This window comes from Reyranella sp. (assembly GCF_036558665.1).
Taxonomy (GTDB): Bacteria; Pseudomonadota; Alphaproteobacteria; order Reyranellales; family Reyranellaceae; genus Reyranella.
This window is the reverse complement of record NZ_DATBFE010000074.1, coordinates 19,883-35,100: the sequence shown is the minus strand read 5'-3', so window position 1 is coordinate 35,100 and position 15,218 is coordinate 19,883. Positions and strand designations below refer to the sequence as shown.

General features: G+C 65.8%; 15 protein-coding genes. 2 read left to right on the top strand and 13 right to left on the bottom strand.

All coding sequences use genetic code 11. The features are described 5' to 3' along the window. Positions 1–65 precede the first annotated feature (65 nt). From phbB to VH499_RS12835, 7 genes are all read right to left on the bottom strand, one after another. A complete protein-coding gene (gene phbB / locus VH499_RS12865) occupies positions 66–791 on the bottom strand; it encodes an acetoacetyl-CoA reductase (RefSeq protein WP_332053140.1) in 726 nt (241 codons plus the stop codon). Between the two features lie 67 nt (positions 792–858). After that, positions 859–2,091 (bottom strand): MFS transporter, encoded by a 1,233-nt coding sequence (locus VH499_RS12860; protein ID WP_332053139.1) that lies wholly within the window; start codon positions 2,089–2,091, stop codon positions 859–861. 96 nt (positions 2,092–2,187) lie between these two features. Next, on the bottom strand, positions 2,188–3,369 hold the full coding sequence (locus VH499_RS12855; protein ID WP_332053138.1) for an acetyl-CoA C-acetyltransferase: 1,182 nt from the start codon (positions 3,367–3,369) through the stop codon (positions 2,188–2,190). A 76-nt stretch (positions 3,370–3,445) separates the two neighbouring features. Beyond that, on the bottom strand, positions 3,446–5,245 hold the full coding sequence (locus tag VH499_RS12850) for an FAD-binding protein (RefSeq protein WP_332053137.1): 1,800 nt from the start codon (positions 5,243–5,245) through the stop codon (positions 3,446–3,448). Between the two features lie 18 nt (positions 5,246–5,263). Continuing rightward, a complete protein-coding gene (locus tag VH499_RS12845; RefSeq protein ID WP_332053136.1) occupies positions 5,264–7,054 on the bottom strand; it encodes an FAD-binding oxidoreductase in 1,791 nt (596 codons plus the stop codon). Positions 7,055–7,175: 121 nt separating this feature from the next. Continuing rightward, the gene (locus tag VH499_RS12840; protein WP_332053135.1) at positions 7,176–8,027 is read right to left on the bottom strand and encodes a LytTR family DNA-binding domain-containing protein; all 852 of its coding nucleotides are present in this window, start codon (positions 8,025–8,027) and stop codon (positions 7,176–7,178) included. Continuing rightward, positions 8,027–9,037 (bottom strand): hypothetical protein, encoded by a 1,011-nt coding sequence (locus VH499_RS12835; RefSeq protein ID WP_332053134.1) that lies wholly within the window; start codon positions 9,035–9,037, stop codon positions 8,027–8,029. Before VH499_RS12835 ends, VH499_RS12840 begins: the two co-directional genes overlap by 1 nt. A gap of 250 nt (positions 9,038–9,287) precedes the next feature. Between VH499_RS12835 and phaR the strand changes: the two genes are divergently transcribed. Next, positions 9,288–10,247: a polyhydroxyalkanoate synthesis repressor PhaR gene (phaR, locus tag VH499_RS12830; RefSeq protein WP_332053133.1), complete on the top strand. Its 960-nt coding sequence runs from the start codon at positions 9,288–9,290 to the stop codon at positions 10,245–10,247. A gap of 6 nt (positions 10,248–10,253) precedes the next feature. After that, positions 10,254–10,445, top strand: coding sequence for a DUF1289 domain-containing protein (locus VH499_RS12825; RefSeq protein WP_332053132.1), 192 nt, complete (start codon positions 10,254–10,256; stop codon positions 10,443–10,445). Here the strand turns inward: VH499_RS12825 and VH499_RS12820 are convergent. The 6 genes from VH499_RS12820 to sdhC all read right to left on the bottom strand — a co-directional run bounded on the left by VH499_RS12820 (position 10,442) and on the right by sdhC (position 15,185). Next, on the bottom strand, positions 10,442–11,251 hold the full coding sequence (locus VH499_RS12820) for an enoyl-CoA hydratase/isomerase family protein (RefSeq protein WP_332053131.1): 810 nt from the start codon (positions 11,249–11,251) through the stop codon (positions 10,442–10,444). The two genes, VH499_RS12825 and VH499_RS12820, sit on opposite strands and share 4 nt — an antisense overlap. Positions 11,252–11,540: 289 nt before the next feature. Next, positions 11,541–11,705 carry a type II toxin-antitoxin system Phd/YefM family antitoxin gene (locus tag VH499_RS26150; RefSeq protein ID WP_414709781.1) on the bottom strand — a complete coding sequence of 55 codons (165 nt, stop codon included), beginning with the start codon at positions 11,703–11,705 and terminating at the stop codon, positions 11,541–11,543. 48 nt (positions 11,706–11,753) lie between these two features. Continuing rightward, on the bottom strand, positions 11,754–12,533 hold the full coding sequence (locus VH499_RS12815) for a succinate dehydrogenase iron-sulfur subunit (RefSeq protein WP_332053130.1): 780 nt from the start codon (positions 12,531–12,533) through the stop codon (positions 11,754–11,756). Positions 12,534–12,559: 26 nt separating this feature from the next. Then, entirely contained in the window at positions 12,560–14,392 is a 1,833-nt protein-coding gene (gene sdhA, locus VH499_RS12810) for a succinate dehydrogenase flavoprotein subunit (protein ID WP_332053129.1), read from the bottom strand. Positions 14,393–14,394: 2 nt separating this feature from the next. Beyond that, a complete protein-coding gene (gene sdhD / locus VH499_RS12805; RefSeq protein WP_332053128.1) occupies positions 14,395–14,775 on the bottom strand; it encodes a succinate dehydrogenase, hydrophobic membrane anchor protein in 381 nt (126 codons plus the stop codon). Positions 14,776–14,786: 11 nt separating this feature from the next. Continuing rightward, positions 14,787–15,185, bottom strand: coding sequence for a succinate dehydrogenase, cytochrome b556 subunit (gene sdhC, locus VH499_RS12800; RefSeq protein WP_332053127.1), 399 nt, complete (start codon positions 15,183–15,185; stop codon positions 14,787–14,789). Between the last annotated feature and the right edge of the window lie 33 nt (positions 15,186–15,218).

Sequence of the window (15,218 nt, the reverse complement as noted above, 5' to 3'; positions counted from 1 at the left end):
TGCTCCCGAACGAAAAGGGCCGGCGACGGGCCGGCCCTCATCTTATCCGCGAAGATCCGGCAGCGTCAGTACATGTGCTGGCCGCCATTGATCGACAGCGTCGAGCCGGTGATGAAGCCGGCATCGTCGGCGATCAGGAACAGTACGCCGCGGGCGATTTCATCGGCCTTGCCGAGCCGCCCGACGGGAATCTTGGCGATGATCTTCTCCAGCACGTTCGGCGGCACGGCGGAGACCATGTCCGTGTCGGTGTAGCCGGGCGCGATCGCATTCACGGTAATGCCCTTGGCGGCGCCCTCCTGCGCCAGCGCCTTGGTGAAGCCGTGAATGCCCGACTTGGCGGCGGCATAGTTGACCTGCCCATACTGGCCACCCTGACCGTTGATCGAGCCGATATTGACGATGCGGCCAAAACCGCGCTGGTTCATGCTGTCCCAAACCGCCTTGCTGACGTTGAAGCAGGAGCCGAGGTTGGTGTCGATCACGGCGTCCCACATGCTGCGATCGAGCTTGCGCATGGTCGCATCGCGCGTGATGCCCGCATTGTTCACGATAATCTCGATCGGTCCCAGGTCCTTTTCGATCTGTGACACCGCCTCTTTGACAGCGGCATAGTCGCCGACATCGAACTTGTAGACGGGAATGCCGGTTTCCTCCTTGAAGGCGGCGGCAGCCACGTCATTGCCGGCGTAGTTGGCGGCAACCAGATACCCTCGAAGCTTCAGCATCCTGGAAATGGCCGCGCCGATTCCACGCGTGCCGCCGGTAACCAATGCCACTCGTCCAGCCATCGTTTCCTCCCTGACTCAATCGCCGATACTGTAGCCGGAGTCACGGGGGCAGAGGCAAGCAATGCGATCAATCGCCGGCCATTTCCGGCTGCTGCGAGAGCGCCACGGCTTGTGACATGAGGATGACGAGCGCTTGCGCGGCAAAGCCTGCCACGGCGAGATAGAGGCAAGCCTCGGCGCCAAAGGTACCGCCGACCGCCGCGCCCAGCGCGGCACCCAGCGGCCGTGCGCCGTAAGCCATGATATTGATGGCCGAGACGCGACCGAGCAAGCGCGGCGGCGTCACCGACTGGCGAAGCGTCGTCGTGCTGATGACCCAGATGATGGGACCCGCGCCCAGCAGGAAGAAGCTGAGGCCCGCGAGGATGGGCGTGGGAAAGACGGCCGTGAGCGCCATCACGCCCGAGGCCACCACGCCGGTGACAGGACCAAGGCCGATCACGCTGCCGAAAGGCAGCCGGCGCATGACGCGCGTCGCCAGCAACGCTCCGGCGATCATGCCGGCGCCATACATGCCGAGTACGACGCCGACACCGGACGCGGAGAGCCCGAGACGATGCACGGCGTAAGGCACGAACACGGCCAGGATCAGGAAGAACGCGGTGTTGAAGATGAACTGGGTGACGAACACCGGTCGCAGCAGATCGTGCCTGAAGACGAAAGCGGCGCCTTCCCTGATGTCGTGGAGTGGATGCCGGCGCGGAACGGGCGCGCGTGCCGGCTCGAACAGGCCCGCCAGCAGGACGACGGCTACGATCGAGAGCGACGCGGCGCAGCCGAAGGCCGGTGCCGCGCCGATCCAACCGACGAGGAGGCCACCCAGAGCGGGACCGCCGGCGAAGGCGACGGTCCGGGCAAGCTCGATGCGCGCATTCGCCGCCGGCAACGCCGCCGGAGAAACCAGTGAGGGCACGAGCGCCGGCGCGGCGACGCTGTAGACCACCGTGCCGCAGACCGCGATGAAGCCCAGCACGGCCAGCAGCGGCAGGCCGAGAACGCCGAACCAGAGGGCAGCGAGTATGGCAAGAAGTGACGCCGCCCGCAGCGCTTCGGCGCCGGCCATGAGCCAGCGCCGCGACAGGCGATCGGCCAGCAGGCCGGCAGGGATGGCAAACAGGACGAACGGCAGGGTGAGCGCGGTCTGCAGCGCGCCTGTCTCGCCTTCGCCTGCGCCCAGCAACAGCACGGCCACGATCGGCGCCGCTGCCAGTGCCACCTGCTCGGCCGACTGCGCCGCGAGGTTCGACCACGCCAGCCGGTTGAACGTCGCGGGCAGCGATTCGGTATTTGCGGAAGACATTGCGGGCTCCTTGGTTCGCTGTGCACGAACCTAGGAACCCGCGCCTGGCCTCTCTATCCGCAAGCGGCGGCGTATTGCTCTTGGGCCCGACGAAATTCAGTCGCGCTGGACACACATGGCGATGCCCATGCCGCCGCCGATGCAGAGTGTGGCGAGTCCCTTCTTGGCGTCGCGCTTCTGCATCTCGTAGAGCAGCGTCGTCAGCACGCGTGCGCCGGAAGCGCCGATCGGATGACCGAGCGCGATCGCGCCGCCATTGACGTTGAGCTTCGCCGGGTCGAGGCCAAGCTCTTTGCCGACGGCGACCGCCTGCGCGGCGAAGGCTTCATTGGCCTCGACGAGATCGAGATCCTTCACCGTCCAGCCCGCCTTCTTCAGCGCGGCCTGCGAGGCGGTGACGGGTCCGATGCCCATGACCGAGGGATCAACGCCCGTGGTGGCCCACGACACAATCTTGGCCAGCGGCTTCAGGCCGCGCTTCCTGGCCTCGTCGGCCGTCATCAGCACCAGCGCCGCAGCGCCGTCGTTGATGCCCGAGGCGTTGCCGGCGGTGACCGAGCCGCCTTCCTTGGTGAAGGCCGGCCGCAGCTTGGCCAAGGCTTCGACGGTCGTGCCATGGCGCGGAAACTCGTCGCTGTCGACGACGACCTCGCCCTTGCGGGTCTTGACCGTGACCGGAACGATTTCGTCCTTGAAGCGCCCGCTCTTCTGCGCGGCCTCGGCCTTGTTCTGCGACGAAGCCGCGAAGGCGTCCTGCTCGGCACGGGTGATCTGGTACTTCTGTGCCACGTTCTCGGCGGTGTTGCCCATGTGATAGCCGTTGAAGGCGTCCCACAGGCCGTCCTTGAGCATGGAATCGATCATCTTCATCTCGCCCATCTTCACGCCGTCGCGCAGATGGGCGACGTGCGGCGCCTGGCTCATGCTCTCCTGGCCACCGACCACCATGATCGAGGCGTCGCCGTTGCGGATCGCCTGCCAGCCGAAGGCGACGGCGCGCAGGCCCGAGCCGCAGAGCTGATTGATGCCGAGAGCGGTCTTCTCGACCGGGATGCCCGAGTTGACCGCGGCCTGACGCGCCGGATTCTGGCCCTGGCCGGCGCTCAGGATCTGGCCCATGATGACCTCGTCGACCTCGTCGGGCTTCACCTTGGCGCGCTCGAGCGCGCTTTTGATCGCGACCTTGCCGAGATCGTGAGCCGGGACAGCGCTGAACGCGCCGTTGAAAGAGCCGATGGGCGTGCGCGCCGCGCTCGCGATGACGATGTCGGTTGCCATGAGTCCCTCCTTGCAGGCCGCCCTTGCAGTCCATGTTATAGACCGGATGACGCGGCCTGCAAGGAGCGCCCGACCGCTAGGTGAGCCGGGTGAAACCGTCGGCGCTCCACTCCTCGCTGCCCACGCCGTGATGGACGAAGAAGAGGCCGTCGGGATCGTACTTGCGCTTGACGGCCAGCAGCCGCGGATAATGCGGACCCCAGTAGGCCGCTTGCCACTCGCTCTCGAAGAAGCTGCTCTCTGCGACATAGGCGCCCGCTGCAGGAGCCACCTTGCGGAGCTCGGCCGCGGCCTTGCGAACCTGCGCGGCGTTGCGGCGCGCCCGCGCAAGATCCGGCTGGTGGCCGTTGAGGCCGGGATAGGCTGGCGGTCCCTCGCTGGCCACGATGGCAAGTGCAAAGGCATCGGCCACCGCCGGGTTCATCGCGGTTTCGCGCGCGGCGGCGATCGCCTCCTCGGCGGCGCCCGCCAACCCCTTCTGGAAATGGATCTCCACCGTCGAATGGTGTGCCGCCGCCACCAGCGCATCGACCAGTGCCGCGCGGCGGTCGGCCTGCAGCAGCGATGCCGGTAGCCACGCCGATTCGAAATCTTCGATGAAATGTCCAGCCTCGCTGACATTGGCCGTCCAGAAGATGTTGTCCGCCGGAGCGGCGGGCCGGTCGTCGGTCCGGACAGCAGCCGGCGCGAAGCTTCTCAGAAACGCGGGATCCCAGCGGTGACGCGCCGGCGCGACCCGAATCCGCACCGGCCTCTCGAAGATGAAGTCTCGAGATGCGGCCCTTACGCCCTCGAGGAACGGCTGCCACGCCGCTTCCGCTTCTTCCAAGGTCAGCCCCTGGAACGCCATCTGTATGTCGAGTCGATTGCCTGGCCGGACGTTGGCGATCTCGCCCCAGTGGCGATTGGCGAGGTCTTTCGCATAGAAGGCAACGAAGCGGTCGATCAGCTTGCGAAACGCCGCGTCGGACGCTGCCTTGATCGAAACCGAAACGCCGCCGAAAAAGGACGGCAACTCATGCGTGCGCAGGGTGACGCGCGTCACGACACCAAACGTGCCGCCGCCGCCGCCCTTCAAGGCCCAGAACAGGTCGGGATGGGTGCAGGCGTTGGCCAGACGCACGGCGCCGTCGGCCGTCACGATCTCCGCCTCGAGGAGACTCGCCGCCGCAATGCCGTAGTTCTTCGAGTAGCTGCCGAAGCCGCCGCCCTGGACGAGGCCGGCCACGCCGACCGTGCCGCATCCGCCGCCCTGCACGTAGCGGCCGCCGCGGGTGGTCACGGCATTATAGGCCTGCATCCAAAGCACGCCCGCGCCGATCGAGACGGCGGGTTGCGCCGGCTGCTGCCCTGCGCAGCCATGAGCAGCGAACGAGTCGTGCAACACGATCTCGTTCATGGGATGCGTCCAGATCATCAGCGAGTCGGGCGCGTTGGAAGTGCCGAGATAGCTGTGCCCGCCGCCCTTCACGACCAGCCGAAGCCGGTGCCGCCGCGAAAAGTTGACGGCGGCGACGACATCCTCGGTCCGGGCCGCAACGACGGCATAGGCGCTGGGCTGCGATGTCCAGGCATCGAGCCAGCCCAGCGTCTGGGTCAGGCTGACATCGTCGCCGATGAAGTAGGGATTCTTGAGCTCCCGGAAGAGGTCGCGACAAGCCGCTGCAGCGGGTTCGGCGCGGCACACATCGAGGGACGGTCGGACCTTGAGAAGCCGGTCGTTGACGCTCTTGCGCAGGTCGTCCCATGCCGCGTCTGAAGGCCATCCGGGCTGACCCGGACGGACCCGGGAGAGCTTTGGTGTCGCCGGGGCCGCGTCGGCGCGACCAGCGGCGGCGAGCGCCGCAAGCCCCGCGAGCAGGAATCGTCTTCGCATGACGTCGAGTATCGCGGGTTAGAGCCGGGTAAAGCCGTCGGCGCTCCACTCCTCGCTGCCCACGCCGTGATGGGCGAAGAACAATCCGTCTGGATCGTACTTCTTCTTCACCTCCTGCAGACGCGCGTAGTTGCCACCCCAATAGGCGCGCTGCCAGTCCTTCTCGAAGTAGCTCGATTCGGCGACATAGGTCCCAGCGTCGGGCGCCACCTTGCGTATCTCCATCAGCGATGCGCTCACGTCGGCGGCCTCGCGACGCGCCCTGCTCATGTCGGGCTCGTGCCCTGAGATTCCGACAAAGGCGGGCGGTCCGGCGGCCGCGCCGATGACCAGCGCGAACGCGTCGAGCACCGCCGGGTTCATGGACGTTTCGCGCGATGCGCCGATGACGTCGGCAGGGGCGCCGGCAAGCCCCTTGTTGAAGTGCAGTTCGAAGGCTCGACGCCGCGACCCAGCGAACAGCGCCTCGACCAGCGCCTGGCGCCTGCTATCGGCGAGCAGCGCGCGCGGCAACCACGTCGATTCGTAGTTGTGGATGTACCAGCCGGCCTCGCCCAGATTGCCTGCCCAGAAAACCGCGTCGTCCGGTGCCCCGGGCCGACTGTCCGCCAGGATCACCTGGGGCAGGTTCTGTTTGAGGAAGGCCGCGTCCCAAAAGAAGTGCGCGGGAGCCGCCAGGACGCGCAGCGGCGTGGCAATGGTGTAGTCTTGCGAAGACGCTCCTACCCAATCGATGAACGGCTTCCAGGTTGCCGCCGCCGTAGCCTGGTCGACGCCCTGGAAGACCATCTTGATCTCCAGCACGTTGTTGGGCTGGAATCTCACCGACTCACCCCAGGTCGGGTTGAACAGCGTCGTCTGGTAGAAGTCCATGAACCGCGCGATCAAGCGCTTGTAGGCCTCGGACGAACTTGCCTTGATTGCGCCAAACGCACCGCCAAGGAAATTCGGCAGTTCGTGGGTCTTGAGCGTAACCCGGGTGACGACGCCGAAGCTGCCGCCCCCTCCGCCCTTCAGGGCCCACAGCAGATCGGGATGGCTGCAGGCGTTGGCGACACGCACCTGCCCGTCGGCAGTGACGATTTCCGCTTCGAGCAGGCTTGCGGCGGCGAGGCCAAAGCGCTTGGAGAAGCTGCCAAAGCCGCCGCCCTGAACCAAACCCGGTACGCCGACCGTGCAGCAGCCGCCGCCCTGGACATAGCGCCCGGCCTTGGTCACGGCGGAATAGACTTTCAGCCAGACATTGCCGGCGCCGACGGAAACGGCGGCTTGCGGCGCGGTGTTGCAGCCCTGGGGCACGAACGCATCGTGCATGACGATCGATTCCATCGGCCGCGTCCAGACCAGCAGCGAATCGGGCGCGTTCGAGGCTCCGAGATAGCTGTGCCCGCCGCCGCGCACGACCAGGCGCAGCTTGTTGTCGCGTGCGAAGTTGACCGCGGCCGCGACGTCGGCGGCATTGCGCGCGGCCACGGCGTAGGCGCTGGGCTGAGAAACCCAGGCATCGGCCCAGCCCGTGGTCTGTGTCAGCGCGACATTGTCCCGGATGAAATAGGGATTCTTGAAGCCCTTAAAGACGGCGTCACAGGCCGCCTGATCGCCGCCGTTGCGGCAGGCGTCGAGCGGCGACTTCACCGCCATCAGCCTGCCTCCGACCCGGTCGTCGAGCTCCTGCCATTGGCCTTTGGACGGCCATCCGGCTTCGCCCGGACGGACCCTCCGAAAGGCTTCCCGGCGCGTCTGCGCGCTCGCGCCTCTCGCCATCAGGGACAGACCGCCGGCCAGCCTGAACAAGTCGCGTCGCATCATCGTTGCCCCCTGAGTTGGTTCGCTGTTTGCTGGTGTTAGGCCCCAACTGCTTGATATCGGGTCGATTTGTGATGACTGGCGGCGTGCTTGGGACGACCGGCGAGCGGCTGAGGACGAGCGGTCAGCTTCGCACCGGGGCCAGCGCCTCGAAGCGCTGGCGGTAGCGGCGGCTCAGGTTCACCTCGGCGCCATCCTGCAGGCGGATGCGCCAGTCGCCGCTGATCCAGGGAGTCACTTCGGCAACGCGACTGATATTGACGAGATGGGACTTGTGCACGCGCACGAACCGTTTGGGATCGAGGTCGCCTTCGAGCTTGCTGAGCGAGGAACGGATCTCGAACCTCTCGCCGCCGACATGGAGGATGGCATAGTTGCCCGACGCCTCGACCCAGTCGATATCCGCCACTTCCACCACGACCTCCTTGCCGCCGCGCCGGCGGACCGCAAAACGCTCCGGCCGGACAACTTCGACGGCAGGCAGAGCTGCCTCGGCGGCGGCGGACGGCGGCAGCGATTTCAGACTGTCGGCGCGCTCGAGCAGGTAGCGGATGGCGATGACCGCCGCGCTCAGCATGGCGTAGTTCACGATGTCCTTGGTGAACTCGTAGAATAGCCGGTTTGCCGTGAGCGGAAAGGAATAGCGCTCGCCCAGAATGCCGACGAACCACAGCAACCGAAGGCCGGTCATCCCGACCGTGCGGATGACGCTGAACGGCACGACGGCCGCGACATGAATGGCGAGATTGAGCGGCCCCGCCGAAATCGGTCGATGACGATGGAGCCAATAGAGCGCCGGCAGCATCGCCGCGATCATGAGATGGCTTGTCACCTCCTGCGCAACAGCCTTCGCCAGGGTGACCCGGTATCCTGTGTCGGCCACCTCGACATAGGCGTGGGCGAACACGGAAATCGTGAGCAGCACGATCCAGATGACAGGCACACGCAAGTCGACCGGGGGTTTTGACTCGACCATCATCTCGCCTTCAGCCAGTCGATCAGCGGCGTCCAGCAGAGAGCGCGGGCGCGACTGCTCACCACCATGCCGATATGGCCGAGCGGCACATCGAGACGTGTCGCATCCTTCAGGCCCCGGGCGGGGTCGGCGAGCGCGGCGGCCGACAGTGGCGGCACGATGCGGTCGCCCGACGGGATCATCACCAGGGAGGGAGTCTTGATGTTCGCCGGCACGATCGCGTGGCCATCCACGACCCATCCACCGGTGCCTGGCAGGTTGTCGCCATACCAGCCGATCAGGCAGTCGCGAGCAACCGGGCCGGCCAGCGGTGCGCCTCCGTTCAGCCAGTCCTCCAGGAGGACGAATTCCCGCGCCGGCTCGCCTTGCTGGTCGAGCCCGAGAAAGCGACTGAACTTCTTCATCGCCAGCCAGGGATCGAGCGACCAGAACAGCGTCTGCAGGATGTCGAGCGGCAGTTCGCCCGTCTCGTCCGCGACCCTGGCCAGCAGCGGGCCGGTCGACAGCAGGAAGGCGTGGCCTGTCTTGTCGGCATGGAAGTCCCACGGCGCGGCCAGCAGGGCGAGGCCGGCCAGGCGGCGCGGGCGCAACGCCGCCAACGCCACGGCGAGCGTGCCGCCCATGCAATAGCCCATCACCGCTGGGCGTCGACGGGCGCGCCTGGCGACGACGGCAAGCGCGCGGTCGAGACGCGCGACATAGGCGGCAAGATCGAAGCGCCGTTCCTCGCCATCGGGCGTCCCCCAATCGACCAGGTAGGGCCGCAACCCCTCCGCCGCCATGGCGCGCAGCAGGCTCTTCTCCGCAGTGAGGTCCAAGACCTCCCATCGATTGATCAAGGACGGCACGACCAGGACGGCGCGCGTGCCTTTCTCGCGCGCCGCAGCGTGCGTCCTGCCGAAATCCAGCACGCGCGTGTTGCCCTCACGCCAGATGGCCGGTGGATCTTCCAGGGTGCGATGGACGGGATGGCGACGGTAGGCGAGCACGCCGTCGGCCAGCCGTGCCATCCGTCGGCCGATCTCGCGGCGAAGTGATGCCTCAAACCGACCGCCGCCAGCCTGCCTCTCCAGGGCCGCCGCCTCGGCCATCAGGAGAGCGAGCTGTTCAGAAGGACCGGAGTCTCGCCTCGAGCCCGGCGATCCGCGCTTCCAGAGCTGCCATGCGCTCTCGCAACTCGCCCAGCTCATCAGCGCCGTGCCGAGATGCAGCGGCAGCGGGCGCGGTCCCAGTCGGGGGGCTCGAAGGGGCGGCGGCGGCATGCGCGCCAGATTGAGCGGCCTGTATGACGGACGCAACCTGCGCGTTCGCGGTCGCGAACAGACGCGCGATCTGCTCGGTGAGGGCCTGATCAGTCGCCAGGCCGGAAAGCTGGCTTTGCCACAAATCGAGGTAACGCCGGGCCAATTGGTCGAACTCGCCCGACAGGTCGTCCTTGTCCGAGCTCATGGTCTCACTATAGCGGCATTGCCGCAGCGGCGCTTCTTTCGCACGCGCTCAGCTTACTTGTCGCACTGCGGTATCGGCGCTAAGGTCGCGGAACTGGGAGTGAACGAGCGTTCAGCGTACGGCAAAGGAGTGCAGCGTATGGCCGATCAGGCAGCAGCACCGGAGAGCGGCCCCAAGCCAGCTCCCGTCGTCATCAAGAAATACGCCAACCGGCGGCTCTACAACACCGCGACCTCGGCCTATGTCACGCTCGACCATCTGTCCCAGATGGTCAAGGACAAGACCGATTTCGTCGTCTACGACGCCAAGACGGGCGAGGACATCACCCGCTCGGTCCTGACGCAGATCATCTTCGAAGAAGAGAGCAAAGGCGGCCAGACGCTGCTGCCGATCCCCTTCCTGCGCCAGCTCATCTCCTTCTACGGCGACAGCCTGCAGGGCGTCGTCCCGCAATATCTCGAAATGTCGATGACCCAGTTCGCGCGCAACCAGGAACAGATGCGGCGCTACATGCAGAATGCCTTCGGCTTCAATCCGTTCCAGCAGTTTGAGTCGATGGGCAAGCAGAACATGGCGATGTTCGAGCAGGCGATGCGCATGTTCAACCCGTTCGGCGCCGGGCAGGGCGCATCGTCGGCAACCGCCAACGGTACAGGCTCCAAGGCGGAGCCGGCGGCGGCGCAAGGCGACAATGTCGAAGCCATTGATGATCTGAAGCGCAAGCTCGATGAGCTGCAGAGCCAGCTCGCGGAACTCAGCAAGAAATCCTGACGCGGGATGCGCAGGATCGCGCCGCCGCCCCGGCCGCCGAGGGTGATGTCGCCATGCATCGGCGTGTGCACGATCGAGCCTGGCAATCCCTACTGCATCGGCTGCAAGCGCACGATCGACGAGATCGGCCGCTGGGTGATCATGGACGACGCCGAAAGGCGCAAGATCCTTGACGAGATCCCGAAGCGGACGTCCTAACGTCCCTTGAAGCGCGGCCGGCGCTTCTCGCGGAAGGCAGACGTGCCCTCCTTGTAATCTTCCGTGAGCCCGGTCAACACATTCTGGTCGGCATCCATATGGGCCGCGAGATCGTCGAGCGCATGGGCAAGTCGGTTCACCGAGAGCTTGGTCATGCGCACTGGAATCGGCGGCTGGCGCGCGATGCGTTCGGCGAAGGCCACGGCGGCCGCGAGCGCCTGACCGTCCTCGACCACTTTCTCGACCAGCCGCCAGTCGAGGGCCTCGGCCGCGCTGATGCGGTCCGAAGCCAGCATTACCGCCTGCTTGGTGCGCGCCGGCCCTGTCAGCGCGAGCAGGCGCGGGATCGAGCCCCAGCTCATGTTCATGCCGAGCTCGATCTCGGGAATGCGAAAATGCGCGCCCTTGCCGCAGAACCGGAAATCCAGCGCCACGACCAGCGCGGCGCCGCCGCCGATGCAGTGGCCTTCGATGGCGGCAATCGTGACCTGGTCCATGTCCTGCCAGGCCTTGCACATGCGGGGGCCGAGACGCTGGCGGTGTATGCGCGCGCCGATCGGCAGGGGCGTGCCCTGCCAGGCTTCAGGATCCTTGAGATCGAACCCGGCGGAAAAGGCCTTGGCGGAGCCCGCGAGTATCACCACCGACGTCGTGAGATCGTCCTCGAATTCGCGCGGCACGTCGCGCAGCTCACGCATCGCCTGCTGGCTGAGCGCGTTGATGTCGTCGCCGCGATCGAAGCGCACGACGGCGATACGACCTTCGGGGCCCAGCCCCTTCTCGATCTCGACGAAGCGGCTTTCCATGCGTTCCTCCCGTGTTCGCGCAAAAACTAGCCTGCCCGCTTTGCAAGGGCGAGCAACCCGGGCTTCACCGACCTCCATGCCGAAATCGAGCGACAGGGCGACGGCATCGTGGGCCATGTCGGCGGGCCGCTGGTCGCCGCTGGCGCCCCGCGGCCGATCAGCGGCATCGACGCAGGTCCCACCATAGGAAGGCGTAAGTATCGAGCAGCAGATCCAGGTTACGGGTCGTAGCCGAACAGCTTGAGGAGTTCGGGTGGCAAAGGCGCATCGAAATCATCGGCCATATGGGTCACCTTGAGGGCGCCCGCGGGCTTGCGCGGCCCCTTCCTCGCGGCCGACGCGGCACGAGCTTGGCCAACGGCCGCCCATGCTTGGCGACAATGATCTCTTCGCCGGAGGCTGCCCGATCCACCAGCGACGAAAGCTGGTTTTTCGCCTCGCAAAGATTGAACATCTTGGTCATTGGAATTTGGCCTACCTGGCCAAATTCTGCTGCGAACGGTCAAATCGTCCGCTCGACGAGCATCTTCTTGATTTCGGCGATCGCCTTGGCCGGGTTGAGGCTCTTGGGACAGGTCTTGGTGCAGTTCATGATCGTGTGGCAGCGGTAGAGCCGGAACGGATCCTGCAGATTGTCGAGCCGCTCGCCCTTGGCCTCGTCGCGACTGTCGGCCAGCCAGCGATAGGCCTGCAGCAGGATCGCCGGGCCGAGATAGCGGTCGCCGCTCCACCAGTAGCTGGGGCACGCGGTCGTGCAGCAGAAGCAGAGGATGCACTCCCACAGGCCGTCGAGCTTGGCCCGCTCTTCCGGCGACTGCAGGCGCTCGCGCGTCGGCGGCTGCGTGGTCGTTTTCAGCCACGGCTCGATCGAGGCGAGCTGGGCATAGGGGACTTCGAGGTCGGGCACCAGGTCCTTCACCACCGGCATGTGCGGCAGCGGGTAGATCTTGATGTCGCCCTTCACGTCGGAAATGTACCTGGTGCAAGCGAGCGTATTGGTGCCGTCGATGTTCATCGCGCAGGAGCCGCACACGCCCTCGCGGCAGGAGCGTCGGAAGGTAAGCGAACTGTCAGTCTCGTTCTTGATCTTGATCAGCGCATCGAGGACCATCGGACCGCAGCTGTCCATGTCGACCTCGTAGGTGTCGATCCTGGGCTTTTGCCCGTCGTCCGGAGTCCAGCGATAGACCTTGAAGGTCCTGATGTTCTTGGTACCCGCCGCCGCCCTGTAGGTTTCGCCCACGCCGATCTTCGAATTGGCGGGGAGTGCAAACTCAGCCATCGCTTCCTCTCGAACAGTCCTCGGGCTCAGTACACTCGCGCCTTGGGCGGGAAGGACTGAACGTCATTGCTCATCGGTTGCAGCTTCACGGGCCGGTAGTCGATCCTTGTCTTGCCGGTCTCGGGATCGACCCAGACGGCGGTGTGCTTCAGCCAGTTCTGGTCGTCGCGTTCGGGGTAATCCTCGCGGGCGTGCGCACCGCGGCTTTCCTTGCGGTTGGCCGCCGAGCGGATGGTCGCCTGGGCCAGCAGGATCAGGTTCTCGAATTCAAGCGTCTCCATGAGATCGGAGTTCCAGATCAGCGAACGGTCCTTGACGCGGACGTCGGACTTTGCCGCGAACACCTTGTCGAGGTTGGCGCAGCCTTCGTCGAGACTTTGCTGGGTGCGGAACACGGCACAATCGTTTTGCATCGTGCGCTGCATCTGGGTGCGAAGCTGTGCCGTGCCGCACTCGCCCGAGGCGTGGCGCAGCTTGTCGAGGCGGGCGATCGCTTCCTCACCGGCGTGCGGCAGCTGCTTGTGCGACTGGCCCGGCGTCAGCATTTCGGCGACACGATTGGCGGCGGAACGGCCGAAGACCACAAGCTCGAGCAACGAGTTGGAACCCAGGCGATTGGCCCCATGCACGCTGACCGACGCCGCCTCACCGAGCGCCATGAGGCCGTGGACCACGGTGTTCGGATCACCGTCCCTCACCGTCATGACCTCGCAGTGAAAGTTCGTCGGAATGCCGCCCATGTTGTAGTGGCATGTCGGCAGGATCGGGATCGGCTGACGCGTCACGTCGACGCCGGCAAAGATACGCGCGGTCTCGGCGATGCCCGGCAGGCGCTCATGGATCACCTTCGGATCGAGATGCTCGACATGCAGCTCGATATAGTCCTTGTTGGGGCCGCAGCCCCGACCCTCGCGGATCTCGATGGTCATCGATCGTGAAACAACGTCGCGCGAGGCGAGGTCCTTGGCCGAGGGCGCATAGCGTTCCATGAAGCGCTCGCCATTGCCGTTGGTCACATAGCCGCCCTCGCCGCGCACGCCCTCGGTGATCAGGCAGCCCGCGCCATAGATCCCGGTGGGATGGAACTGCACGAACTCCATGTCCTGCGTCGGCAGCCCGGCGCGCAGCACCATGGCGCCGCCATCCCCCGTGCAGGTATGGGCCGAGGTGGCGGTAAAATAGGCGCGGCCGTAACCGCCCGTTGCGAGCACGGTCCGGTGGGCGCGGAAGCGATGGATCGTGCCATCGTCGAGATTCCAGGCCATCACGCCGCGGCACACGCCCTCGTCCATGATGAGGTCGAGCGCGAAGTATTCGACGAAGAACTCGGCATGGTTGCGGAGCGATTGCTGATAGAGCGTGTGCAGCATCGCATGGCCGGTCCGGTCGGCCGCCGCACAGGTACGCTGGGCGATGCCCTTGCCATATTCCGTCGTCATGCCGCCGAACGGCCGCTGGTAGATCTTGCCCTCGAGCGTGCGGCTGAACGGCACGCCGAAATGCTCGAGCTCGATGATCGCGGGAATGCCGTCGCGACACATGTATTCGATGGCGTCCTGATCGCCCAGCCAGTCCGAACCCTTGACGGTGTCGTACATGTGCCAGCGCCAATCATCCGGGCCCATGTTGCCGAGCGCGGCCGAGATGCCGCCCTGCGCCGAGACGGTATGGCTGCGGGTGGGGAAAACCTTGGTGATGCAGGCGGTTTTCAGACCCTTCGATGCCATGCCGAAGGTTGCGCGCAGGCCGGAGCCGCCGGCGCCGACTACCACCACGTCGTATTCGTGATCGATGATGGTATAGGCGCGATCGCCGATATTGACTGTGCCCGGCGCCGCGCCGTTGCTCTTCTCGGCCATGTTCAGCCTCCGAATCCGATACGCAGGATGGCCACGATCGCGGCGAGGCCAAAAACCGCAGCGATGAACTTCGCCAGCACGATCAAGGCGACCCGCCAGGCGCCGTCGGTATAGTCCTCGAGCACAACCTGCACGCCGAGCTGGCCATGATGCAGGCCGATGCCGATGGTCAGGATCAGCAGCACCATGACCAGCGGCGAGCCGATCCAGGCGCGCGCCGTGGCGTAGTCGGCGCCGCTCAGCATGACGAGCGAAACCGCGAACCACACGACCAGCGGAATGAGCGCGATGGCGGTGAGCCGCTGCGCCCACCAATGGCCGAGACCGTCCTTGGCCGAACCGAGGCCGCGGGCGCGGGCGAGGGGCGTTCTGCGATCGTCCATCGGTGTCTCCCTCAGACCAGCCGCAGGCCAACGATCCACGACAGGACCGTGGCGATCAGCGAGACGACGACAACGGTCCAGCCGCTGCGATAGGTGTCCCTGAGCTCGAAGCCGTAGCCTGCATCCCAGAACAGATGCCGGATGCCATTGCACAGGTGGTAGAAGCCGCTGAACAGCCAGCCTCCCAGCAGGATGCGGCCCATGATCGAGGCATTGAACCCCTGAAACACCTCGTAGCCGCGCGGACTGCCAGCGGCATAGATCACCCAGGTCGCCAGATAGAGCGCGCCTACCGACAGCGCGATTCCTGTGGCGCGATGCAGGATCGACAGGCCCGAGGTGAGCTGCAGACGGTAGACCTGCAGATGGGGGGAGAGCGGACGGTTGGACGGCCGATTGGCGACGCTCATCGCGTGAAAACCTCTATTGTCCCGTTCATCTGG